The sequence below is a fragment of the Alkalihalobacterium alkalinitrilicum genome, from assembly GCF_002019605.1.
Classification (GTDB): Bacteria; Bacillota; Bacilli; order Bacillales; family Bacillaceae_F; genus Alkalihalobacterium; species Alkalihalobacterium alkalinitrilicum.
The window spans coordinates 1,453,331-1,478,090 of sequence record NZ_KV917368.1 but is presented as its reverse complement, the minus strand read 5'-3'; the positions used below and the strand labels follow the sequence as shown (position 1 = coordinate 1,478,090).

Here is a 24,760-nt window from a genome sequence, read left to right as displayed (position 1 = left end):
TGATAATAATAGAAATAAAATTATATGTTTAAACTTTGTTTTGAATACGCTTACATTAAGGTAGGGATAATTATTTTGTATCAAGTAGGTATTTTAGGATGGAGATGTGAAATTAAATTACTACTAATAAAAAAAAGTAATAAGTCTTTCGATAAGATCTCTATTTCTTTGTTGCATTTACATAAAGAAAATAATAGGAGTGCGGTTAATGGAAAATGAAATTGCACAAAAAGTAGCAAAGGCTGATTTACCAATTACAATTCCAGTAAAGACGTTTTTATTATTATTAATTGGAACTGCATTTTGGGGAAGTGGTTTCCCACTAACTAAAATAGTTATGAGTTCGGTTACTGCAGATGTTGCAGCGTTCTTTAGATTCGGTATAGGGGCGCTAGTTATGGTTGTATATTGTTTAACAAAAAATAAAACAACTAGAAAAGTTGGAAGAGGTAATTGGCAATTAATCATCTTAGCAGGCTTTATAGGCGTTACGATTTTTAATTTGTTGTTATTTACGGGTTTACATTTTGCAAACGCTTCAGACGGAAGTATTATTATTCCAATTTTAAGCCCAGTTATTACAGTTATTCTAGCCTCCTTTTTCTTACATGAAAAATTGCGAAGAATTCAGGTGATTGGAATAGCAGTAGCTCTTTTCGGTACTGTAATATTCTTTAGTGTCATATTCGATGGAAGTCAACTACACCTACAGCGTTTTCTTGGCATTTTATTACTATTAGGTTCCGCTTTATGTTGGGCTATTTATACAATATTAGGAAAGCGTTTGTTCCAAAGAGTGGATCCTTTACCTGCAACAGCATACGGAATGTTAATAGGTTCTCTTATTATAGGTTTGGTTGCTTTGCCCAATTTGATAACCACGAATTGGGGTAGTCTTAATTTTAATTTTTGGTTGATTAATTTATATTTAGCTGTTTTTCCTACTGTATTAGCGTATTTATTTTATAACAATGGGGTGAAGGAAATAGGAGGAGGTCGAGCGTCTGTGTTCATGTTTTTTGTTCCGATTTCGGGATTAATTGTTTCAGCGCTTGTTCTTTATGAAATTCCTACTATATTCCAAGTCATAGGAGCCTTATTCATGATTATAGGAGTGTACATCGTTAATGTACAAAAGATCCCGATGTGGGGATTTTCCAAGTAAAAAACTAAAAAAGACTAAATGTACAGCAGGTTTCATCACCACTTTATACAGATTTAATTCATAAATCCTACATTTCACTATGAAACTTGTTTGATATACATACAGGTTAATTAAATTGACGTTTTTTCAATCTTGTAAACTATGGGAATCGTGCATTTTTTATGCTTTTGGCATAATATATGCATTTCTATTTAATGAGTGGAACTATTAGGGATTATCCTAAATTTCTATTCATCTTTTAATCTTAATAACTCAACTTTCGCATACCAGATTAGGGAGGTAAGCTCTGATGTAATTTGGTAAACCTGCAATCCATTGTGATAGTTGATTTTTCAGTAATTGTTGAGTTTGTTTATTTGATTTCTTTAAGACATCTTGAAGAAGCTCGATTAATTGCTGTAAAGCGACAGCCCAATCAAGTTCATTCACTTCGTCACAAAGGTCATAAAACAAACCACCTAATGTGCGTTCATCTGTGTGGCAACGATTTTGCCAAGAAAGAACGATATATCTAGTAAAAACAATGGTTGTATGACTAATGAGTAAGTCATACGAGCGACCTTGAAACTCTTTCTGTAAGCGAAGAAGCGATTTTGTCGTCTTAAAGAACACTTCAATATCCCAACGGATGCCGTAAATACGCACAATTTCTTGTTCGGAAAGCGTGCAATCTGTACTTAGAATGGCAAGCCATTCACTCTTCTTATTACGGTTTTGAACGAACACGACTTTAACCGATACGCCGTTTTTCATCGTCGTCGTGATGGAACGAAGAAGCCCTTTCTTTCCTTGAAGGGGCGACGCGGATCGGTAGAGTTCTTTTAATGAAACCATTTGACCATCAACTTGATAACGTTGCTTCGCATTTTTGACCATGCCAATGACGTCAAGTCCTTGTTCGACGATCGCCTGAATCAAAGGTTGTTGAGTAAACCACGTGTCCATCAATACGTAAGAGGCTTCGATACCATTGGATAATGCTCGTTCAATCATCGCTGGGATTTGATCAGGTGCTGACTGGAGAGCTTCACTACGGCGCTTGTAACCAGAACTTCGTTTATCAATTTCTTCGTTGATCCCATTAATAGAAGAAGTTTTTGAGCTTAGTAAAGAGAAGTCAACCGGCATGAAAGTATAACCGTCTGACCAGCCTAATGTAAGCATTCGAAATCCTTTATAAAATCGCATTTTCAAGGAAGCATGATCAAAACAACGGGCAAGTAACTCCACATTCTTACTACGATTTCTATCAAACGTAGAATCATCAATAATTAGCACTTTTGGACGGTCCTTTGATGTAAGCACGCTGACCTTTTGAATGGTAGCTGTACTAAAGAGTAAAAGGAATTTCCGCCAAGCAAATTTGGAATGATTTACAAAACGATAGACGGTATCTTTGCCTGGATAACGCTCGCTCTTTTTAGAAGTGACAAGGGTAAACCAATTTTTTTGATGAAAGATCAGACTAAAAACAAGCTGAAACAAATAGGCACATGAAAACCCAAAGTTTTTTCGAATACCTGCTTGGCGAAGGTGTTTTGATACTTGTAATTCAGAGAATACTGCAGAAAGTTCATTTGGTAGTTGCTCATTCGAGTGTTTTTCCTTTATCATAGAGAAGGCACCTCTTCTTTGTGGTAATGGTTTCTAGTCAATTCCACTATACCAAAGAATCAGGTGCTTTTTCTGTTTAAAAGCACTCGTCAAGTAACATAATTACTAGTTCTTAAAGCTTTGATAGACCTACTCAAAGGTCAATTTTCAAGGTGCGAAAGTTGAGTTAATTATAGTAAAAATACAAGTTAATTTTTTATAAGGAGATGATTTATGTGAAAACGTATTCTGAGGGAGATATCATTTGGCAGCCATCAAAAGAAAAGATTGAAAGTTCAATGATGTATAAGTATATGGACTGGCTTAAAGAAAAACGAGGGTTAACATTTAATGGATACCAAGATTTATGGCAATGGTCTGTTGATGAACTTGAAGATTTCTGGGAATCCGCTTGGGAATTTTGCGATGTTAAAGCAACTCAGCCGTATAACCAAGTGTTAGTTGATGGTAATATGCCAGGTACTAAATGGTTTGAAGGAGCAAGGTTGAATTATGCAGAAAACGTTTTTGCAAAATATCAAGAAGATCAAACCGCGATCTACTTCAGATCAGAGCATATCCGCGAATGTCGTATAAGTTGGAAAGAACTTAGAAACAAGGTTGCATCTGTTGCCCATTCTTTAAAGGAAATGGGAGTTCGCAGGGGAGATCGTGTAGTTGCTTATATGCCTAATGTACCCGAAACCGTTATTGCCTTTTTAGCTTCTGCAAGTATTGGGGCGATTTGGTCTAGTTGCTCTCCAGATTTCGGTTCTCGAAGTGTCATAGATCGGTTTAAACAAATAGAGCCTGTTGTTTTATTTGCCATTGATAGTTATCAATATAATGGTAAGAAATTCGATAAAACATCTGTCGTTGCAGAAATGCAAAAGGAGTTAGGAACCATTAAGCATACTGTATTAGTTCCTTACATGGAAGATGATTGTTCGAATGAAGAATTAGAAAATGTCGTTAAGTGGGACAATCTGATTCATGAAAAAGTGGAACTTTCTTTTGAAAGTGTACCTTTTGACCATCCTTTATGGATACTTTATTCTTCTGGAACGACGGGGATGCCAAAGCCGATCGTACAAGGGCATGGTGGTATTGTAGTAGAACATCTTAAGTCTCTTTTCATTCAACAAGACCTTACTTCTGACGATACTATTTTTTGGTTTAGTTCGACAGGATGGGTGATGTGGAATTTACTTGTTGGGGGATTACTCGCTGGTTCGACGATTGTTCTCTATGATGGGAGTCCGTCCTATCCGAGTATGGATACATTGTGGGAGTTAGCGGAAGATGCTGAAATAACGTTTTTTGGTACGAGCGCACCATATTTAATGAACTGTCTAAAACTGGGCTTAAAACCAAAAGAAAAATATGATCTATCAAAATTAAAAGCACTTTCTTCAACTGGAGCACCTTTATCAGACAGCGGCTTTATGTGGGTGTATGAAAATGTAAAAGACGACATTTGGCTTAGCTCCACGAGTGGTGGAACGGATGTTTGTGCAAGTTTTGTAGGAGGTGTACCAACTGTCCCTGTTAAAGTCGGAGTCATTCAAGGGCCATCATTAGGTGTACATGTTCAGTCGTTTGATGAACAAGGGCAACCATTAATTAATGAAGTCGGTGAATTAGTTATTACGAAACCGATGCCAACGATGCCGTTATATTTCTGGAATGACCATGATAACAAAAGATACTTTGACAGTTATTTTAATACGTATGCTGGAGTGTGGAGACATGGAGATTGGATTAAAATCGACGAAGATGGAGGTTGTATTATTTACGGTCGTTCCGATTCTACGATCAATCGATCAGGTGTACGTACAGGGACGAGTGATATATATAGGGTAGTTGACGTATTAGACGAAGTTATGGAAAGTTTGGCTATTGATTTAGAGGTTAGGGGGCGTAATTCGTCATTACTACTTTTTGTTGTACTTAATTCAAACACTGTCCTTACCGAGGAGTTGGCATTAAAAATTAGAGAACAAATTCGAACGAATGTATCACCTCGTTTTATGCCAGATAAGATTTTTGCGGTAGATCAAATACCGAAAACATTGAACGGCAAGAAAATGGAAGTTCCCATTCGAAAGTTGTTATTAGGATTTGACCTTGAGAAAGTAGTTAATCCTGATTCGATGAGTAACCCTGAATCACTTCAATATTTTATCGATTTAGCAGAAACATTAAAAAGTCAAAATAAAGAAAAATTATTCTAAAAGAAAAGGCGGAGTGTAATCACTCCGCCTTTTGCTGACCTTTATAAAAGTACTTATAGTTAACTTAACTACTGATATTTTAAGATAGTAAAGAATAACCACCGTCAATTCGGATGTTTTGCCCAGTAATCATGGCTAGTTCAGGTTGACAATAACGGTAAATTAAGTTTGAAACCTCGTCAAAAGAGACAATTCTTTTCAAAGGGCTTCTTTTAGCGACATAATCTAACCGTTCATCAGCTTTTTCACCAAAAACCGATCGAAATGCTTCTGTATCCATTGAACCAGGAGAAATCGTGTTTGCAGTAATCCCGTATTTACCCCATTCGCCCGCAATGTATCGGATCATTGCTTCTTCTGCTGCTTTAGCAACACCAATATTAGTGTAACTATGAACTGCACGACTAGCTCCTAAACTCGAGATTGCAAAGATGCGACCATATCCTTTTTCCTTCATTGATGGGAAGACGGATTGGCTAATCTTTAAGAGTGGAGTTACGTTAACAGCAATGGATTTTTCCCACTCGTCGTCGTTGATAGACTCAATTTTTGATGTTTTGGCATAAACGGCATTATGAATAAATACATCAATAGGAGGGAGAGAATTTAGCATGTTTTTTAAATCGGTTTTGTTTCCGATGTCCGCTTGTAATAGAACTGCTTTTCCACCTTTATCTTCAATTAATTGCTTTGTTTCCATTGCTTTTTTGTCATCACTATTGTAGTTAATATAAACTGTATAATCTTCTTTCGCAAATTTCATAGAAATGCTTTGTCCTAAACCTTTGTTACCACCTGTTATGAATAAATTTTGAGTACCTATAATAAACGCCTCCTCATTTTATATTAACGTTTTAAGATTGTAATAGCACAAGCCGCATTTTCAGTTCCTAAAATACCTCCAGCATTTTGTGCTAAAGCGGTTTTTGGTTGTTTAATTAGTTGTCTTTTGCCTGCTTCGCCTCTTAATTGCCATACAAGTTCAACGATTTGACCTACTCCAGTAGCCCCTAGTGGATGCCCTTTTGTGATTAATCCGCCACTAGCATTCACAGGTTTTTTACCATTAATGGTTGTGTAATCGTGGTCAATCCAATGACCGATTTCATCCAGAGAGCAGATGTTTAAAGAGTTATAAGCCATAAGTTCAGCTGCAATTGTCGTATCGTGAACTTCAAATAAATCTATTTCTTCAGGGCCGATCCCCGCATATTCATAGGCTGCTTGCCCAGCAAATGCAACGACTCCTTGGCGGTCATCTCCTTTAACTGCTGTAGATTTCGTCACAGTTGCTTCAACATAAATAGGGGATTTATTGCTATGTTTTTTTAAAAATTCTTCTGAACATAGGATACAGGCAGCTGCACCGTCGCTCACAGGAGCACACATCATCCTAGTAAGAGGTTCGGAAACTAATCGATCATTCATAATTTCATCAAAAGTTCGTGGTTGTTGATACTGCGCATAGGGATTTAAACTTCCATTATAATGGTTCTTGACAGCTGCTTTTGCTAAGTGTGATTTTGTTAATCCACTTTTATCCATAAAGTTTCTAGCAAAGTCAGCATAGATGTCCATAAAAACACTTTTTGAAGTGTCTTCATTACTAATTTCTTCTGCCATTGCCTCGACATCAACTCCACCGCGGAATGCTTTAAACGTTTGACTTCTGTCAGGATGTGTCATTTTCTCCACTCCAAGAATTAATACACAATCATACATCCCTGAGGAAACTCCTAACCATCCTAAGTGAAATGCAGTGGATCCACTCGCACAAGCATTTTCAACGTTAAATACAGGAATTCCTCCTAAACCATAACTATTTAGAATAACTTGACCTCTAATCGTATCTTGCCCAGTGATTACTCCAGCAACGGAATTCCCAACATAGCCAGCTTCAATGGAATTTTTGGTAATACCAGTATCTAGTAAAGCTTTGTCAATTGCTTCCTTACTAAGAGACTTTAAATTTCGATCTAGATATTTACCAAAAGGTACCATACCTACACCAGCGACTACTACTTTTCTCATAAAAACCTCCATCTACATTAAATAAATAGTATTAAATTGAATTATTGTTTAATTTTTATTATATTTTTAATATTATATAAAATCAATAGAATGTTGTTAATAAAAAGGTTTCTCCTATAAAATTAATATTTATTGATAATTACAAATGTTTAAAATATAATTAACGTAGAATTATTAGTTAATTATTGAACAATGATTTAGGGAGGATTGTTAATGCAATTAAAAAATAAGTCTACTTACAAGAAGTTTTGGGATGAAGAGCGAGAGACAAGGTCAAAGGAAGAGCGTGATCAAATCATCCTTAGTAGAATTCAAGAGCAGTTAGAATATGTTTATAACGAACTACCCTTTTATCGAAAACACTACGATGCACATGGATTTAAACCTTCCGACGTGCAAACGTTAGATGATTTCACAACGAAAGTTCCAATTATTACAAAAAAGATGTTAGTAGCTGATCAAAAAGAAAATCCTATATTTGGTAGTTATGCAGGGAATTTCTCTGAGGATGAAATTGCTAGAATACACGGATCAAGTGGAACATCAGGAACACCTACTTTTTATCGAGTAAGTAAAGATGATTGGAACAGAGCAGCAGACGTTCATGCAATGGCTCAGTGGGCTGCTGGTATTCGTCCAAATGATATTATGCAAATTGCCTTCCCGTTTGCGCTCTTTTTCGGCGGCTGGGGAGTTTTACAAGGGGCTGAACGAATAGGTGCTACTGCATTTCCAACAGGACCAATGGAAACAGAGCGGCAACTAGAATTGTTATTTAAAATTCGCCCAACTGTTTTTTCTGCTACTCCTTCATATTGCCTTCATCTTGCCAAAAAAGGGAGAGAGTTAGGCTATGATATGGCTAATTGCTCGGTTAAACGTTTACTCGTTGGTGGTGAGGCTGGAGGTTCTCTCCCAAATACAAAAAGGGCTTTAGAAGAAGGTTGGGGAGCTAGCGTTCATGATTGTGCTTCAACTTCAGAAATGTATCCATTCCAAACGAATGTTGAATGTGAAGCACATCAAGGTGTACATGTGTACACGGATGAGGTTTATGGAGAGATTGTTCATCGAGATAACACAAATGAAAAAGTACCAAATGGAATGAGAGGGGCAATCGTTTACACTCATTTATGGAGAAAGTCGCAACCGATGATTCGTTTCTGGAGTGGGGATGAAAGTTATATGGATGATAAGGTGTGTTCCTGTGGTAGAACGTATCCGAGGCTTCCAGAAGGAGTACTAGGACGACTAGATGATATGTTAATTATTAGAGGTGCAAATATTTATCCGAGTGCTGTTGAGAATGTTGTCCGTTCATTTAATTGGAGCGGTCCTGAGTTTCAAATAATTGTAGAAAAGAATGGAGAACTGGATGAGATTACAATTACCATAGAATGTAACAAACGGATGTACGAGGAAAGTAAATTAGATGTTTGGAAAAAAGAAGCTGAGGCGAAATTAAAAGTAACTCTAGGAATTCGTGTAAAAGTAGAAGTTGTTGAAACAGGAATACTTGATGAAACGATATTTAAAGCTAAGAGAGTAGTAGATAAGCGGTAACCAATTTGTATGTGATTTCTGTAAAAGACTTATTTACGGAAGAACTTAATTTAATATAAGAATTACATTTTACAAAAACTAAATGAGGCTGTCCTAACTAAAATACCCAATTCCTTCGCTTATGATGTGATCCATCATGTAAGGAGGGCACTTAAGTGGACAGCCTATATTGATCAAATAATGATAAATGTTACTTTAATGTTTGTAATAGTTTATTGACGAAGTATTCTGAAATTTCTTCGGGAGATCGATTTCCTTGAGGGTTATACCACTGTTGTATCCAATTTAGTGAACCTAAAATAATGAAACGACTCATCTTAATATCAATATTTCGAAATTCTCCATTTTCTACACCTTGTTCTATTACTTTATCAATACACCTTGAATAATAAGAACGTCGTTTCCTAATCTTTTCAAAATTTTCTTTTGAAAATGTATGTTCAGGGTTGTCTATTAAACCAAACATCGCATTTTCCTCGATGGCCAAATTAATATGAAAACGAATAATGGCTTCTATCTTATTAGTATTACTTTGCTCTGTTTCTAAAATTTCTTCAATTTTTTTAATACTAATTTCGAGAATAATCTTGTGACAATGATACAACAAATCCTCTTTATTTTTAAAATAATGGTATAAGGAACCTTTTGTCATTAATAGTTGAGCCGCGATTTCTTCCATCGTTGTACCATGAAAACCTTTTTCTTGTAAGGTTTTTGCCGCAGAGCGAATAATTTCTTTTTTCTTCATTTCTACTTTTTGTTTGTGCAATGACATATATTCACCTCGTTTAATCTTTAAAAATTAGTTCAGATATTAAATAGAATTATATCATAAAACAGTAAATTTAAATAAAAAATTGAACACAAGTTTAATATTTCATTTAAATATATTGAATTATCTGATGAAAAAGATTATAATCGAGTGAACTAATATTCAATAAATAAACGTAAATTTAATAATTGTCGTATGGAAGGAGTAAAAAAACATGCAAACAATTGATAATAATTTATTACATCCACAGGTAGTTCTTGATCCATATTCTTACTATGAAGTAGTAAGGCAAAATGATCCCATTTATTGGAATGCACAATGGGATGGCTGGATTTTTACTAGTTATGAAGACGTAAGGAATGGGTTTCAAGATTTAAGACTATCATCTGAAAGAGTTAGACCTTCAAAAGGAATGGGAAGTGAAAAGAAACAAGAAATGTCTTCTACGTATGCAATTCTTTCTAATTGGTTAGTATTCAATGATCCGCCGAAGCATACAAGACTTAGAATGTTGATGATGAAGGCATTTACACCGAAAGCGATTACTAAATTATTACCTAATATAGAAGAGACAGCTAATTATTTAATAAATGAAATTCGTACGAAACCTGAAGGGAATATACTACAAAGTTATGCTAGCATCCTACCAATAATGGTCATTTCTGATTTATTAGGTGTTCCTAAAGAAGATCGTAATTTAATAAAAAAATGGTCAGACGATCTAATGTTATTAGTATTTGGTGCAGCAGACGTAGAGAATAGACATGAAGTTGCCAAACAAAGTATGGATGAAATGGTAGATTATCTAAAGAAAATTATACAGGACAGAAGAGTTAATCCTAAGGATGATTTAATCAGTGCTCTCGTTCAAGCTTCAGAAGATCAAGATCAATTAACCGACGATGAAGTGATCTCAACTTGTACGTTACTTGTTTTTGGTGGCCATGAAACAACAACAAATTTAATAGCTAATGGATTATTGGCATTTCACAATAATAGAGACCAGTTAGAACTATTAAAAGAAAAACCAGAATTAATTAATACTGCAGTCGATGAAATCTTGCGTTATGACGGTCCAAGTAAAGCTATGGTTAGAGTTGCAAAAGAAGATGTGGTTATTAGGGATAAACATATTAAGACAGGAGACAAAATTTTGTTAGTCCAAGCTTCTGCAAACAGAGATCCTAATGCATTTGAAAGACCTAATCAATTTGATATAACACGTAACCCAAACCATCATTTAGGATTTGGAAGAGGAATCCATTATTGCTTAGGCGCTCCATTAGCTGTACAAGAAGGACGAATTGCTTTAGCTAAATTTATAGAAGCATTTCCAAATTATCAAGTACTAGATGAGAAAGTGGAATGGCAACCGACATTTGTTAATAGAGGCTTAAAACATTTAAACGTTAAATTATATTAGTTTTATCTTACCTATTTGGTTAGTGAAAACAATGGGGGGGCGTAAAGGATGGAAAAGAAGATTAGTGTTGTAGTGGATCGTTCAAAATGTATGGGGACTATGTCGTGTATGTATACGACAAAAGGGTTATTCCAATTAAGCGATGGAAAAGCTCAAGTAAAAGACATTGAGTCACATACCGTCGAAAGTATATTAGATGCAGCAGAAGCATGTCCAGTTAGTGCAATAACAGTTTCAGATGAAAAGTCAGGAAAACGATTATTCCCTTAATGTTATTAAAATAGCACTTTAGTGTTTGTTCAACTATATGAGAATATCTTACATTAATTTTTAATAAATAGAAAAACATTATTGACTAATGTAGAATTTACAGATACAATTTGAACATAAATTCAAATAATACTGAATATTTTCAATGTTGTATCTGTATTTCTAGTTTTTGTTACAAATTATTGTAATTTTTGTTAAACTTAAAGTATGTTTTAATTTTAACAACAAAGTATTTGATTAAAGGGGGTGAATACACAAGGGAAAGTAGTTTGCATATGATCATTAAAAATAAAATGAAAGCGTTTACTGTAACCTGCGTATTTAAACTAAGTTAAATTGGAACTATTAAACTTTTTTAGGGGGAAAAATAATGAATATTAAAAAACTCAATGGATTTTTAATAACAACAATTCTCGCACTTATGCTCGTATTAGCAGGTTGTGGTGGGTCTTCAGAAACTGGTTCGAGTCAATCCGATAACGGAAATGGAAACGAAAATGGTAGTGCAAGTGAAGAAACATATACTATTCGTATTCCTGCTGTTGTAAATGAGGAAAACTTTGTTGCTATCGGATTTAAAAAGTTTCAAGAATTAGCTGAAGAAAAAAGTGATGGAAGATTAAAGGTTGACTTGTATTTAAATGGTACACTTTCTGCTTCCAATGAAGAAGATCTTCAATTGCTGAATGACGGCTCAGTTGAAATGATCGGAATGCCTTCATTTGTTGGGGCGCAAGCTGGGGGAGTGGATGGTTTTAACATTTATGATTTTCCATTCTTATATGATACACGAGATGATTTTTATGAAGTCGCAGAAGGACCACTTGGACAAGAACTTACAGCGTCTTTCGAACAGGCAACTGGTGGTAAAATTTTAGGTTATTACGATATTGGTGGACTTTCTTTACTTAATAGTAACCATACAATTAAACAACCGAGTGACTTGAATGGGTTAAATATTAGAACTCCACAATCTTCATTATTTATGGATACCATTTCAGTCATGGGTGGAAACCCTACGCCAATTACTTTCGCTGAAGTATACACTTCATTACAACAAGGTACAATTGATGGTTTAACAACAACATTACCACTTATGTACGACTCTCAATTTTTTGAAGTAAGTAAATACTTAACGGTTACAAATCACGTTTTAATTCCATACGTGCTAGTAATTAATGAAAATTTCTTTGAAGGACTTCCTGAAGATTTACAAGCCATTTTACTAGAATCAGCGGATGAAATGATCCAATTTTCAAGAGATTTAGTTGTAGAGCATGAAGTAACAGCAATTGAGAAACTTAAAGAAGAAGGTGTAGAGGTTTATGAATTAACACCTGAAGAATTCCAAGTGTTTAGTGAAAGTGTTCAACCAGCAATTGAAAAGAACATTGACTTAGCTGGTGCAGATGTTTATGAAAAAGCATTGGAATTGTTAGGCAAATAATGATAACAGCAGGATAGTGCATAGTGAACTACATCAATTGAAACATCTGTGGAGGTGGCTGACACTTTGTGTCAGCCTGCTTTCATAAAATTTAATTACATAGGGGGGAAATATGAAATGACAACTGAACAAAAAAAGGTACCTATTGAAGGCTATATTTGTTTCCTCTTACTTTTTGCTATTACGATCATTATGGGGATGGAAGTCGTTGCTAGATATGTATTTAGTAATTCTTTTCGATGGTCTGGGGAATTAGCCAGGTATTTATTTATCTGGTTTATCTTTATTGGATCAAGTTATGCCCTTATCGAAAAAACGCATATTCGAATTGAAGCGTTGAAAATGGCATTTCCAACTAAAGTAAGGCCATACCTGGAGTTAACGGGTAATATTCTTTGGTTCCTTTTCTCTATTTTTATTGCTTATATTGGTTTCAAGTATAGTATCAATATGTTAAGCGGTACAGGGAATATATCGACAGCGATGCGCATCCCACTAGGTATTATCTATATTTCCATTCCTATCGGTTATACTCTTATGGCATTAAGATTATTACAACAAGGTTATCGAGACTTTAAGAATGATAATTTATTGAATCCGACGGAGGAGTGAGTCACTTGCTAATAAGTTTTCTAATGTTATTTGTAATTTTTTTCCTATTAATTGCAACTAATATGCCGGTGGCTATCGCCTTAGGTATTTCAAGTTTAGTTGTCCTTATCATCAATGATCTCGCTACATTAAACCTATTTATTACCGCTTCATTTGGTGCTAGTGATTCTTTTCCTCTTATCGCTATTCCTTTATTTATATTAGCTGGTGAAATTATGAGTAAAGGTGGAATTGCCAAACGTTTAGTTCTATTTGCAGAAAAACTCGTTGGCTCTTTCACTGGTGGTCTAGGAATTATTACAGTAATCGCTAGTTTCATATTCGCAGCAATTTCAGGATCTGGTCCTGCAACAGTAGCTGCTATTGGTGGTATTATGCTTCCGTATATGATTAATAGAGGGTATTCGAAACCATATGCCGCTTCATTCGTGGCTAGTGCTGGATCTATGGGTCCTATCGTTCCACCGAGTATTTTGTTTATCCTATTTGGAGTCATGTCTGGTGTATCAATTGGTGGATTATTTATTGCAGGTATAATTCCTGGGATCCTCATTGGTATAGCATTAATAATCGTCAATTATTTTATTTGTAAGAAAGAAGGATATGTTGGCGGTGAAAAAAGTACTTTTAAAGAAATGTTAAAAGCGTTTTATGATGCAAAGTTTGCTTTATTAGCGCCTGTAATTGTTTTAGGTGGTATCTATGGTGGAATTTTCACACCGACAGAAGCAGCTGTTGTCGCTGTTTTTTATAGTCTTGTAGTTAGTTTGTTTGTTCATAAAGAAATTACCTTTAAAGATGTTCCTGGGATCTTTATGCATACATCAGCTGTGAGTGGTGGAGTCTTAATCTTAGTAGGTGCTGCAGCGTTTTTTGGTCGAGTGTTATCTTTAGAACAAATTCCTCAGTTTTTATCAGAGACGCTTAGTGGAATTTCAAGTAATCCAATTGTGATTTTATTAATTATTAATGTCTTCTTACTCATTGTTGGTATGGTAATGGAAACGATTGCAGCACTCATGATTTTTGTTCCGTTACTTCTACCGATTGTAATGAGTTTGGGTGTAGATCCGATGCATTTCGGTATCATTGTTTGTATAAATTTAACCTTAGGTCTATTAACACCCCCTATGGGAGTTAATGTATTTATCGCTTCAAGAATGGCAGGCATTTCTTTCGAAAAAACCTTTAAGTATTTATTCCCCATTTTTAGTGCGTTATTAGTTGTTTTATTGATTGTAACTTTATTCCCACAACTATCATTATTCCTACCTAGTATCCTTAGGTAGTATATAAAATACTAGTGAAATCTGGAGGTATATTATGAAAGCTATTGTATTAAAAGATAAGGTGAATCCTGGAGAAAAAAAAGCTGAATTATATTTAGAAGAAGTTCCAATGCCTAAACCAGGACCTGGAGAAATATTGGTTCAATTACGGACGGCTGCACTAAATCGTCGAGATATTTTCATTCGCTATGGAATGTATCCAGGAATCCAAGTACCTTCTACGCCTGGAGCAGATGGTGCAGGTACTATCGCAGAACTAGGTGAAGGCGTTCAAGGTTTTGAAGTTGGTAATGAGGTCGTGATTAACCCTGCCATGGGATGGGGCGATAACCCTGATTTTCCAAAACCAACATTTTCTGTTTTGGGAGTGCCTATAGATGGAACTTATGCACAATACATTAAAATACCAGCTGAAAATGTATTCAAAAAGCCACAGTACCTTTCGTGGGAAGCCGCAGCTGCGTTGCCGTTAGCTGGACTAACTGCATACCGATCAGTTGTGACAAAAGGTCAGGTAAAAGAAGGTGAAACCGTCATTATTCCTGGGATTGGTGGTGGAGTAGCAACTTTTGCTTTACAAATAGCTGTAGCATTAGGTGCTAAGGTATATGTTACATCGAGTAGTGATGAAAAAATTGAAAAAGCAATAAAATTAGGTGCTGCTGGTGGTATTAATTATCGCAATGAAAATTGGGTAAAAGAATTGAAGAAGCTATCAGGAGGAGCCGACCTATCAATAGATAGTATTGGTGGAGACACTTTTAATGATTTAATTAATTTAGCAAAACCAGGTGGTAGAATTGTTTCTTTTGGAGCAACACTAGGTGCTGTAAATAATGTAGTTATGCCAAGAATTTTCTTTAAACAATTAACGATTATGGGGTCTACAATGGGGACGCCTAAAGAGTTTGCTGATATGTTGGCTCTTTATGAAAAAAATGAAATTGAGCCAGTAGTAGATCAAGTTTATCCGCTTGAACAGGTAGATGAAGCTCATCAACAAATGGAAAAGGGAAGCCAATTTGGAAAGATTGTTTTAACTATTCCTAATTAAGCGCCAACAGAATTATCCTGATACAACTGGAAGAAACACCCCCACTCCAAGACTTCGAGGGATCAAAGAAGGATAAGTGGGGGATAAACTGCCACTAACAGGTAAATGAACGCAGACTAAATGCGCAACGTCCTGTGGCAATGTCTATTTACATCGTGTGGGCTTCAATAACAATTAGTAAGGAAAGTGGAAGACCCTCACTGATAGGAGTTTCATTTTATTACTAAAATACGAAAATTCTATCAATTAAACTAAGATACGGAGGATTACTTTATGAACACGAAGAAGCTATTTGATCTTACAGGCAAAACCGCAATTGTAACTGGAGGAGGACGTGGCTTAGGTGAACAACTAGCCATTTCCCTTGCCGAATTCGGAGCAGATGTTGTTGTTTGTTCAAGAAAGGTGGAGGATTGCGAAAGAACGAGTCAAAAACTACGCGAACTAGGTGTAAAATCATTAGCAATAAAGTGTGATGTTACAAATCCAGACGATATAAATAACGTAGTGGAAGAAACAATTAAAGAGTTCGGAAAAATAGATATATTATTTAACAACAGTGGGGCAACATGGGGGGCACCTCTCGAGGATTTACCATTAGATAAGTGGAACAGGGTAATGGATGTAAATGTGACGGGTATCTTTTTAATGTCACAAGCTGTAGGAAAACAGATGATCAAACAAAAATCTGGGAAAATTATTAATATCGCTTCTATTGCAGGCCTCGGTGGAGTTAGTGAGGATATAATGGATGCAGTTGGTTATAATGCAAGTAAAGGGGCTGTCATTACATTTACGAAGGATCTTGCTGTTAAATGGGGTAAACATAATATTCATGTAAATGCCATTGCACCAGGTTTCTTCCCTACAAAAATGGCAAAAGGTTTAATGGAAGAAAATGCCGAGGCAATACTAGCTCATACACCATTAAACCGATTTGGTTCAGAAGATGATTTAAAAGGTGCTGCTGTATTCTTAGCTTCAGAGGCAAGTGGGTATGTGACTGGAAATATTTTAATGGTTGATGGTGGATTTAGTGCGATGTAATCGGCAATTTAAGCTAAAGAATAGAATATTAGTCAACAATCATTTGTACTAGAATAAAAATTATTTACCATTATCTCTTAGTTCAAAAAAACTTCTCATAACATTAGTTGTCTTTTCATATAAGTATCTCGTAAGTTAGGGGACCCTCACTTTTACATGAAATATAGTTGTTACTTTTTATTAGCAACCATAGAAAAGAGTTGAGGGTCTAATACTTTGCCTTTTTAGTCCCTCTCTCTAACTTTTCTCTTAATTCCTACATTGTAAAACATAACATTTAAGTGTGTAATTATTATTCTGAATATTCATAACATTAAATTAGTTAGTTCTCTAAATAAAAACATGTTTATTTGTTTTTATCATATTTTAGGAGGAATGATAAATGACAAAAGTGATGGACCAAAGAGGATACCAAAAATATTGGAACGAGGAGAGAGAAACATTAGATCCCGAAAAAAGAAATGAAATCATATTAAACAGAATACAAAAACAATTAGATTACGTCTATCACACATTACCTTTTTATCGAAAACATTATGATAATCATAATTTTAAGCCTTCTGATGTTAAAACAATTGAAGACTTTTCAAGGAAAGTTCCCATTATTACTAAAAAGATGCTTGTAGCGGATCAATTGGAAAACCCGACTTTCGGAAGTTATGCTGGACCGTTTAAATCAAATGAGATTGCAAGGATACAAGGTTCAAGTGGCACATCTGGAACACCTACTTTTTATCAAGTAAGTAAAGAGGACTGGGAACGTGCGGCTGAAATTCATGCAATGGCCATGTGGTCCACTGGACTAAGACCTGATGATGTTATTCAAATAGGTTTCCCCTTTTCTTTATTCTTTGGGGGATGGGGTGTTTTACAAGGTGCAGAAAGGATAGGTTCAACCATTTTTCCATTAGGAGCGATTGAATCAGATAAACATTTAGATTTGATTGAGAGAATTAAACCTTCGACTTTTTCGGGGACTGTCTCTTATTGCATGCATTTACTTATGAAGGCGAAGGAAAAAGGAATCGATTTACAGGAAAGTTCAGTTACTAGACTGATCGCTGGTGGAGAAATTGGTGCTTCTTTACCTCATACTAAGGAAATATTAACAAATGGTTGGAATGCTAGTCTTCATGACGCAGGGTCTACATCTGAAATGTATCCATTTATGACAAGTACAGCTTGTGAGTCTCAATCAGGTGTTCACCTTTATCAAGATGAGGTTTTTACTGAAATTGTTAGTGGGGACGACCCTCATCAACCAATTGCTATGGGTGAGCGTGGAGCTATAGTTTACACACACTTATGGAGACAATCTCAGCCAATGATCCGGTTTTGGCCTGGCGATGAAAGCTTTATGACGGATGAACCGTGTTCGTGCGGTAGAACATATCCTCGTTTACCACATGGTGTGTTAGGTCGTTTAGACGATATGCTCGTCATTCGGGGTACGAACATTTATCCAAGTGCCATTGAAAATATTGTTAGATCATTAAGTTGGAGTAGTGCTGAATATCAGATCATCGTAGACAAAAAGGGTGCATTAGATGAAATGCTAGTGAAGATAGAATATAAGAATGAAAGAAGAGAGGATCAAAGATTACAAATGGAAAACGAAGCAAAAGAGTTGTTCAAAACAAAACTCGGGATAAGAATTGGCGTAGAGTTAATTGAACAAGGTTCACTGCCAGAAACGATTTTTAAAGCAAGAAGAGTCGTTGATAATCGAAAAACTAGCTAATCTTCCAAGGAATCATAGTGATATTATCTCAATATTACCTATTGCCTTACAAAATTTACGTGTTACCGAGGAAAGTATAAGTAATAGTTTTCCATCTTTGAAAACAGATTGTATTTTGTAAAGTCTTTATGATTTTAACTTTCATAAAAAGGAGGAAGTATTGATGCCGATCCATGATGATTTACTAGCACCAGAAGTGGTGAAAAACCCATATCCGTACTTTCATTTGCTACGTACGGAAGATCCTGTTTATTGGAGTGATAAGTGGGATGGTTGGATTTTGACTCGTTATCACGATATTAATGAAGCATTACTAAACCCAGGTTTAACGTCACAACGAATTAGACCATCTAAAAGCATGTCAAAAGAAAAGGTTTTAGACATGGTGTCGACCTTTGAAATCCTATCGAAATGGATGGTGTTTAATGATCCTCCAAACCATACTCGAATTCGAATGTTAGTGAATAAAGCATTTACACCGAAAGCGGTTGAAGAAATGCGCCCATTTATGTATGAAGTTACGGATTACTTATTAGATCAAGTTGAGAGTGCTAAGAAGATGGATGTGATCCGTGATTATGCTTTTGTATTACCGATCCTCGTAATCTCTAAAATGTTAGGTTTACCTGATGAAGATAGAGGTCTATTAAAGCAATGGTCTGATGATTTATTATTGCTTGTCTTTGGCGCAGTAAAAGATTCAGATCGACATGAAAGGGCACAAAAAGGGATGCAACAGATGGCCTCATATTTAGGTGATGTTGTTAATGATCGGTTGAAAAATCCGAAAGATGATTTAATCAGCTCCCTAGTAAATGCGAAAGAAAAAGGCGATGCTCTTTCAAAAGATGAAATTATTGCAACGTGTACGTTACTTGTTTTCGGTGGGCACGAGACAACGACTAACCTTATTGCGAATGGTTTACTATCTTTGATATCCAATCCAGAACAACTGAAGCTCTTAAAAAACAACCCTTCACTCATTGACACTGCTATTGAAGAATTACTTCGCTATGATGGGCCAAGTAAGGCTATTATGAGAGTGGCAAAAAAAGATGTAGTCATAAATGGAAAAAGAATAAAAGAAGGACAACGATTACTATTAATGCAAATTGCAGCAAATCGTGACCCAGAAGTCTTTGATAATGAAGATGAGTTGGATATTACGAGAAAACCAAATCACCATTTAGGCTTTGGTAAAGGTATTCACTATTGTTTAGGTGCTCCCCTAGCGAGATTAGAAGCTTCGGTCGCCATTAATCAAGTTTTAAAGCGTTTCCCAACCATTCGTTTAGAAACGAATGACGTAGAATGGCAACCTATTATTATCAGTCGAGCGTTGAAGAGCTTACCTGTTCTTTTTGATTAAATTACTTTTAAGACAGAAAGTATGAATTGGAGGTTACCTAATGAATGAAGTCGTAATTGCAGGTGTAGGTATGACACAGTTTGGTAAATTTATTGATAGAGGCTTAAAAGATCTTGGAACCGAGGCTGTTAATAAAGCTTTAAATGATGCGGGAATCCAAAAGGAAGCTATTCAAGCAGCTTATGTTGGCAATGCGGTAGCTGGAGTTGTTACAGGTCAAGAAACGATTAGAGGACAAGTTGTTTTAAAGTCTGCTGGTATCGGCGGAATCCCAATATTTAATATTGAGAATGCGTGCGCAAGTTCCTCAACAGCGCTTCATTTAGCTACAATTGGTATAAAGGCTGGTATGTACGATTGCGTATTAGTGCTTGGTGTTGAAAAAATGACACATGAAGATCGAAATATTATGTTTAAGTCGTTCGAAGGTGGTTTAGATGTGGAAGAAATGAAGCATATTTTAGACCAATCAACAGGGGCACATAGTGTGACGATGGATGTCTATGCCTCTATCGCTCGGAAATTTATGTATCAATCTGGAGTTACAAAAGAACACTTAGCTATGGTTGCATCAAAAAACCACACAAATGGAAGTCTTAATCCTTATGCTCAACGTTCAAAAACGTGAAGTGGGTGAACCAAGCCTCATAGAAGGGGCTGGAAAAGCAGCATATAAAGAGGCTGGTATAGGGCCAGAGGATATTGATGTTTTTGAAATACATGATGCGGCAGCTTCTTCAGAGTTAATGACCTATGAAGAGCTCGGGTTATGTGAACATGGAAATGCAGCAAAATTAATAGTAGATAAGTTAACTTATCTAGATGGTTCAAAGCCAGTGAATACAAGTGGCGGACTTGAAGCAAAAGGTCATCCTGTTGGAGCAACTGGTATTGGTCAAATATGTGAATTGGTATTTCAATTGAGGGGAGAAGCTGGGCCTAGACAAATAAAAGGCGCGAAGGTTGCTCTGGCTGAAAATGCTGGTGGATTTTTAGGACGTGAAAACGCAGCGAGCGCAATAACGATTTTAAAAAGATAGGGGTTTGTTAATATGAGAGAAGTTGTAGTTATAGAAGCAGTACGTACGCCTTTAGGAAAAAAAGGGGGCGTGTTTAGTAATATTCGATCCGATGAATTAGCTGCTTCTGTATTAAAAGAAGTTGTGAAAAGAGCAGGTATCGAAGCGGAAATGATTGAAGATGTTATTATGGGTTGTGTTACTCAAGTTGGGGAACAAGCTGCAGATATTGGAAGATTAGCAAGTCTACTTGCGGGCTTTCCGATAGAAGTTCCAGGTACTACAGTAGATCGGCAATGTGGATCTAGTCAACAAGCCATTCATTTTGCGTCTCAAGCTATTCTAAGTGGTGATATGGATGTTGTAATTGCAGCGGGTATCGAAAATATGACTAGAGTCCCTATGTTTTCAAACTTTCTAGGTCCAGTTAATTTCCATCCTAATTTAACCTCTCAATTTAAAATGACAAATCAAGGTTTGTCAGCTGAATGGATTGCCGAAAAATGGGAGATTAGAAGGGAAGAAATGGATGAGTTCGCATATGAGAGTCATCAAAAAGCAATAAGAGCAATAAATGAAAAAAGGTTTGAGACACAAATCTTGCCAGTTGAAGTTTTGAATCAGGCTGGAGAAAGGGAAACAATTATTCAAGACTCTGGCCCTCGGTTCAATACTAGTTTAGAGAAACTTAGTACATTATCACCTGTTTTTAAAGAGGGTGGTAAGATACATGCAGGAAATTCAAGTCAAATAAGTGATGGCGCATCAGCAGTTTTGCTAATGGAAAAACAAAAAGCAATTGACCTCGGATTAAATCCAAAATTTAAAGTTTTAGCAAGGACTGTTATCGGCTCAGATCCAACTCTTATGTTAACGGGACCAATAACTGCAACGGAAAAAATATTAAAGAGAACGGGTCTATCAATAGATGATATTGATATATATGAAGTCAATGAGGCTTTCGCATCGATACCATTGGCGTGGTTAAAAGAAACTGGTGCTAAGCCAGAAAAATTAAATCCTAATGGTGGTGCAATTGCACTCGGGCATCCTTTAGGTGCAAGTGGAACTCGGTTATTTACAACTTTAATTCATGAACTTGAACGAACAAGTGGAAGGTATGGGCTTCAGACGATTTGTGAAGGTCACGGCATGGCTAACGCTACAATAATTGAAAGAATCGTTTAGTTGGAGGCGAAGTACATTGGTAGATGAGAATAATCAATTAAATCATATCGTTGATGCACTTACTCACCAAGCGATAAGAAAACCAAATCAGGTTTATGTAAAATTTAAAAATGAGAGTTTTACATATCAACAAGTAGACGAGCGCTCTGCACAAATTGCGCATGTATTGTCAGCCCAAGGCTTTAAAAAAGGAAGTCATGTCGCGTTGCTATTAAAAAATCACACCGATTTTATTTTCATCTGGTTTGCATTAGCAAAGTTAGGTGCAGTCATGGTTCCTGTTAACACACATATTAAAGGAGATAGCTTAAAGCATATATTAAATCACTCAGATTCCCTATTACTAATATACGATACTGAATTCGAGGAGAATATTGACAAAATTAAATGTGAATTATCAAGAGAAATGATGATTAGGAATAAATCATCAATTATTGAAGCAAGCTTTGCGCATAGTAAAATATTTAAACCAGTAAGCCTTGTACAGTCGGATCCCATGTCGATAATTTACACATCAGGCACTACGGGTTTACCGAAGGGAGTAGTATTATCACACTACACTTATATTAATACAGCACTAAAGTTCGTTAATGAATATGGAAAAATAAATGAGGATGATATTCTATATACGTGTTTACCATTATTTCATTGTAATGCTCAACAGTTGTCTGCCATGGGAGCTCTGATAAAAGGTGCACAACTTGTGTTATCAGAACGATTTAGTGCTTCTAACTTTTGGAATGAAGTTAAAGAAAACAAGGCAACTGTTTTTAATTACATTGGTTCAATGTTAACGATTTTATATAAACAAGAGCAAGGAGACTCAGACCGTGACCATTCAGTAACAAAAGTGTTTGGTGGAGCTGCCCCAAAGGAAATTTGGGAAGAGTTCGAAAAACGATTTAATATTAAAATCTTGGAAGGTTACGGTCTGAGCGAAGTAGCTACTGTAAGTATGTGTAACACAATGAGTGAACAAAAAATTGGTTCCGTTGGGAAACCTTTATCTCATCTGGATGTAAAAATTGTAGACCTAAATCGAAATGAATTACCACCTTATACAGATGGTGAAATTGTTATTCGTGCAAAACAAGAAAGCACGATATTTTCAGGATACTATAAAATGCCTGATAAAACTGATCATGTAGTTGAAAATAACTGGTTTTACACTGGAGATAGAGGTTCGATGGATGAGGAAGGGTTCTTTTATTTTAAAGATCGTTTGAAGGATTGTATCCGATATCGGGGTGAGAATATTTCATCCTATGAAATTGAAAAGATCATTAATAAATATCCAGATGTAATTGAAAGTGCAGCGATCGGTGTGCCATCTGAATTATCCGAAGAAGATGTAAAAGTATATTTAGTTTTAAAACCTAATATAGACCAAGGACTATTTGACCTTGAAAAATTCATTCGATATTGCGAGCAAAATATGGCGTTTTATATGATACCACGCTATATAGAACTTCGAAAAGATCTTCCCAAAACAGCAACTGAGAGAGTACAAAAGTATGAATTACGCAAAGACGGCATTGGTTCTGCATGGGATAGGGTGAAAAGTAATATAAAAATTCAAAAATAGAGTCCTAAAAAATTATCCATCTTCTATCTATAAATTTGTAATTTTTCAAATTAAAGATTCATAGACTACTAAAGTAAGGAAAACTATTATAAGAAGGTGTATGATATGGGTTTAAGAACAGGTTTATTTTTTATGCCAGACCATCCAGAAAACGAAAATACAACTTTAGCTTTAAAAAGAGATGTAGAACAGATCATATATGCTGAAAAATTAGGTTTTGATGAGGTTTGGATGGGAGAGCACCATTCTGGTGGTAGGGAAATAGTACCATCAGCAGAGATTATGTTAGCCTATGTAGCAGCACTTACAAAACGTATTACACTTGGTACGGGTGTTGTTTCATTACCTTATCATCATCCATTTCAAGTAGCTGAAAGAATTGCATTTTTAGAACACTTGACGGAAGGTCGTCTCATATTAGGGGTAGGGGCGGGCGGCTTACCAAGTGATATGGAGTTATTTGATATTGAACCAGAGGAAACACGACCAATGATGAATGAGTCTTTAGAGATGATAATGAAAATCTTTAATTCGGAAGGGCCAGTATCACATAAGGGTAAGTACTGGGAAATGAACAATATGGAGTTAAATGTGAAACCGTATACAAAGGGTGGTCCGCCGATGGCGATTGCTGGTTTAGCAACATTAAACAGCTTTACACTTGCAGCAAAACATGGGATATCTCCTCTAAGTGTCATGTTTTCTCCTGTTAATATCCTTAAACAACACGGAGAAACATTAGATAGAGTAGCAGCTGAACATGGACAACCATCACCACGTCCAGATTGGAGAATAACTCGTGTTGTATATGTAGCAGAAACAACTGAGCAGGCTTGGAAAGATATTCGAGCAGGTGCAGAAGAAACTTACTATGATTACCTCTTTGGATTAGGACTTCGGCCGCTAGCGAAAGAGGATCCAGATATGGCTGATGAAGATGTAACATTAGAGTATATGGCAGAAACAGGCCCATGGATTATCGGTAGTCCTGATGAGTGTGTCCGTAAAATTAATGATCTCAAAAAGGAAATCGGAGAATTTGGTACATTATTAATCACAACGTATGATTGGACAACGGTGGATAAATGGAATAAGTCTTTAGAGTTATTTATGCGTTATGTAAAACCAAGAATTTAAATAAAGTAAAACTTCAATCAGTAAGGATTCCCCTCTTCCCCCACTTATCCTTCCTTTATTCCTCGAAGTCTTGAAGTGGGGTATTACTGACAGTTGTTGCGGGATAAATGATATTGGCAACACTTACATCTAGGGATATTTACAATAAACTCAAAGTTATTCGGTTATTGTGGAGAAACGTACTAAACCACATTAAAACATTTGAAAAAAAAATCACAAAG

21 protein-coding genes are annotated in these 24,760 nt (G+C 35.9%); 17 read left to right on the top strand and 4 right to left on the bottom strand.

Annotated features, from left to right (window positions below; translation table 11 throughout):
- Positions 1-208: 208 nt before the first annotated feature.
- Entirely contained in the window at positions 209-1,165 is a 957-nt protein-coding gene (locus BK574_RS06965; RefSeq protein ID WP_078428075.1) for a DMT family transporter, read from the top strand.
- A 252-nt stretch (positions 1,166-1,417) separates the two neighbouring features.
- On the opposite strand, the gene BK574_RS06960 is transcribed toward BK574_RS06965, so the two are convergent.
- Positions 1,418-2,779, bottom strand: coding sequence for an IS4 family transposase (locus BK574_RS06960; protein ID WP_078428074.1), 1,362 nt, complete (start codon positions 2,777-2,779; stop codon positions 1,418-1,420).
- A gap of 215 nt (positions 2,780-2,994) precedes the next feature.
- Here BK574_RS06960 and BK574_RS06955 point away from each other — a divergent pair, with 215 nt between their 5' ends.
- The gene (locus BK574_RS06955; protein ID WP_420796930.1) at positions 2,995-4,992 is read left to right on the top strand and encodes an acetoacetate--CoA ligase; all 1,998 of its coding nucleotides are present in this window, start codon (positions 2,995-2,997) and stop codon (positions 4,990-4,992) included.
- A 79-nt stretch (positions 4,993-5,071) separates the two neighbouring features.
- Here BK574_RS06955 and BK574_RS06950 read toward each other — a convergent pair whose 3' ends face one another.
- Both BK574_RS06950 and BK574_RS06945 read right to left on the bottom strand, forming a co-directional pair.
- Positions 5,072-5,794: an SDR family oxidoreductase gene (locus BK574_RS06950; protein WP_274379458.1), complete on the bottom strand. Its 723-nt coding sequence runs from the start codon at positions 5,792-5,794 to the stop codon at positions 5,072-5,074.
- Positions 5,795-5,838: 44 nt separating this feature from the next.
- Positions 5,839-7,023 carry a thiolase family protein gene (locus BK574_RS06945; RefSeq protein WP_158211569.1) on the bottom strand — a complete coding sequence of 395 codons (1,185 nt, stop codon included), beginning with the start codon at positions 7,021-7,023 and terminating at the stop codon, positions 5,839-5,841.
- A 213-nt stretch (positions 7,024-7,236) separates the two neighbouring features.
- On the opposite strand from BK574_RS06945, the gene BK574_RS06940 reads away from it, so the two are divergent.
- The gene (locus tag BK574_RS06940) at positions 7,237-8,586 is read left to right on the top strand and encodes a phenylacetate--CoA ligase family protein (protein WP_078428070.1); all 1,350 of its coding nucleotides are present in this window, start codon (positions 7,237-7,239) and stop codon (positions 8,584-8,586) included.
- A gap of 190 nt (positions 8,587-8,776) precedes the next feature.
- Here the strand turns inward: BK574_RS06940 and BK574_RS06935 are convergent, their stop codons facing one another.
- Positions 8,777-9,361: a TetR/AcrR family transcriptional regulator gene (locus BK574_RS06935; RefSeq protein WP_078428069.1), complete on the bottom strand. Its 585-nt coding sequence runs from the start codon at positions 9,359-9,361 to the stop codon at positions 8,777-8,779.
- Between the two features lie 211 nt (positions 9,362-9,572).
- Here BK574_RS06935 and BK574_RS06930 point away from each other — a divergent pair, with 211 nt between their 5' ends.
- The 14 genes from BK574_RS06930 to BK574_RS06870 all read left to right on the top strand — a co-directional run bounded on the left by BK574_RS06930 (position 9,573) and on the right by BK574_RS06870 (position 24,539).
- On the top strand, positions 9,573-10,781 hold the full coding sequence (locus BK574_RS06930) for a cytochrome P450 (RefSeq protein ID WP_078428068.1): 1,209 nt from the start codon (positions 9,573-9,575) through the stop codon (positions 10,779-10,781).
- A gap of 48 nt (positions 10,782-10,829) precedes the next feature.
- Positions 10,830-11,051: a ferredoxin gene (locus tag BK574_RS06925; RefSeq protein ID WP_078428067.1), complete on the top strand. Its 222-nt coding sequence runs from the start codon at positions 10,830-10,832 to the stop codon at positions 11,049-11,051.
- Between the two features lie 370 nt (positions 11,052-11,421).
- On the top strand, positions 11,422-12,498 hold the full coding sequence (locus tag BK574_RS06920) for a TRAP transporter substrate-binding protein (protein WP_078428066.1): 1,077 nt from the start codon (positions 11,422-11,424) through the stop codon (positions 12,496-12,498).
- A gap of 117 nt (positions 12,499-12,615) precedes the next feature.
- Positions 12,616-13,110, top strand: a complete 495-nt coding sequence (locus BK574_RS06915) for a TRAP transporter small permease (RefSeq protein ID WP_078428065.1) — start codon at positions 12,616-12,618, stop codon at positions 13,108-13,110.
- Between the two features lie 23 nt (positions 13,111-13,133).
- Positions 13,134-14,399 (top strand): TRAP transporter large permease, encoded by a 1,266-nt coding sequence (locus BK574_RS06910; RefSeq protein ID WP_142248055.1) that lies wholly within the window; start codon positions 13,134-13,136, stop codon positions 14,397-14,399.
- A 34-nt stretch (positions 14,400-14,433) separates the two neighbouring features.
- Positions 14,434-15,453: a zinc-binding dehydrogenase gene (locus BK574_RS06905; RefSeq protein ID WP_078428064.1), complete on the top strand. Its 1,020-nt coding sequence runs from the start codon at positions 14,434-14,436 to the stop codon at positions 15,451-15,453.
- Between the two features lie 273 nt (positions 15,454-15,726).
- A complete protein-coding gene (locus BK574_RS06900; RefSeq protein ID WP_078428063.1) occupies positions 15,727-16,500 on the top strand; it encodes an SDR family oxidoreductase in 774 nt (257 codons plus the stop codon).
- 382 nt (positions 16,501-16,882) lie between these two features.
- Entirely contained in the window at positions 16,883-18,241 is a 1,359-nt protein-coding gene (locus BK574_RS06895; RefSeq protein WP_078428062.1) for a phenylacetate--CoA ligase family protein, read from the top strand.
- A 163-nt stretch (positions 18,242-18,404) separates the two neighbouring features.
- Positions 18,405-19,610 carry a cytochrome P450 gene (locus BK574_RS06890; protein WP_078428061.1) on the top strand — a complete coding sequence of 402 codons (1,206 nt, stop codon included), beginning with the start codon at positions 18,405-18,407 and terminating at the stop codon, positions 19,608-19,610.
- Positions 19,611-19,650: 40 nt separating this feature from the next.
- A complete protein-coding gene (locus tag BK574_RS28085; protein ID WP_218970552.1) occupies positions 19,651-20,238 on the top strand; it encodes a thiolase family protein in 588 nt (195 codons plus the stop codon).
- Complete coding sequence (locus tag BK574_RS28080) at positions 20,216-20,650, top strand: thiolase family protein (protein WP_218970551.1); 435 nt, start codon at positions 20,216-20,218, stop codon at positions 20,648-20,650. The genes BK574_RS28085 and BK574_RS28080 overlap by 23 nt, the downstream gene beginning before the upstream one ends.
- Before the next feature lie 12 nt (positions 20,651-20,662).
- The gene (locus BK574_RS06880) at positions 20,663-21,817 is read left to right on the top strand and encodes a thiolase family protein (protein ID WP_078428060.1); all 1,155 of its coding nucleotides are present in this window, start codon (positions 20,663-20,665) and stop codon (positions 21,815-21,817) included.
- Positions 21,818-21,833: 16 nt separating this feature from the next.
- Entirely contained in the window at positions 21,834-23,402 is a 1,569-nt protein-coding gene (locus BK574_RS06875; RefSeq protein ID WP_158211568.1) for an ATP-dependent acyl-CoA ligase, read from the top strand.
- A gap of 105 nt (positions 23,403-23,507) precedes the next feature.
- Positions 23,508-24,539 carry an LLM class flavin-dependent oxidoreductase gene (locus BK574_RS06870; RefSeq protein WP_078428058.1) on the top strand — a complete coding sequence of 344 codons (1,032 nt, stop codon included), beginning with the start codon at positions 23,508-23,510 and terminating at the stop codon, positions 24,537-24,539.
- Positions 24,540-24,760 lie beyond the last annotated feature (221 nt).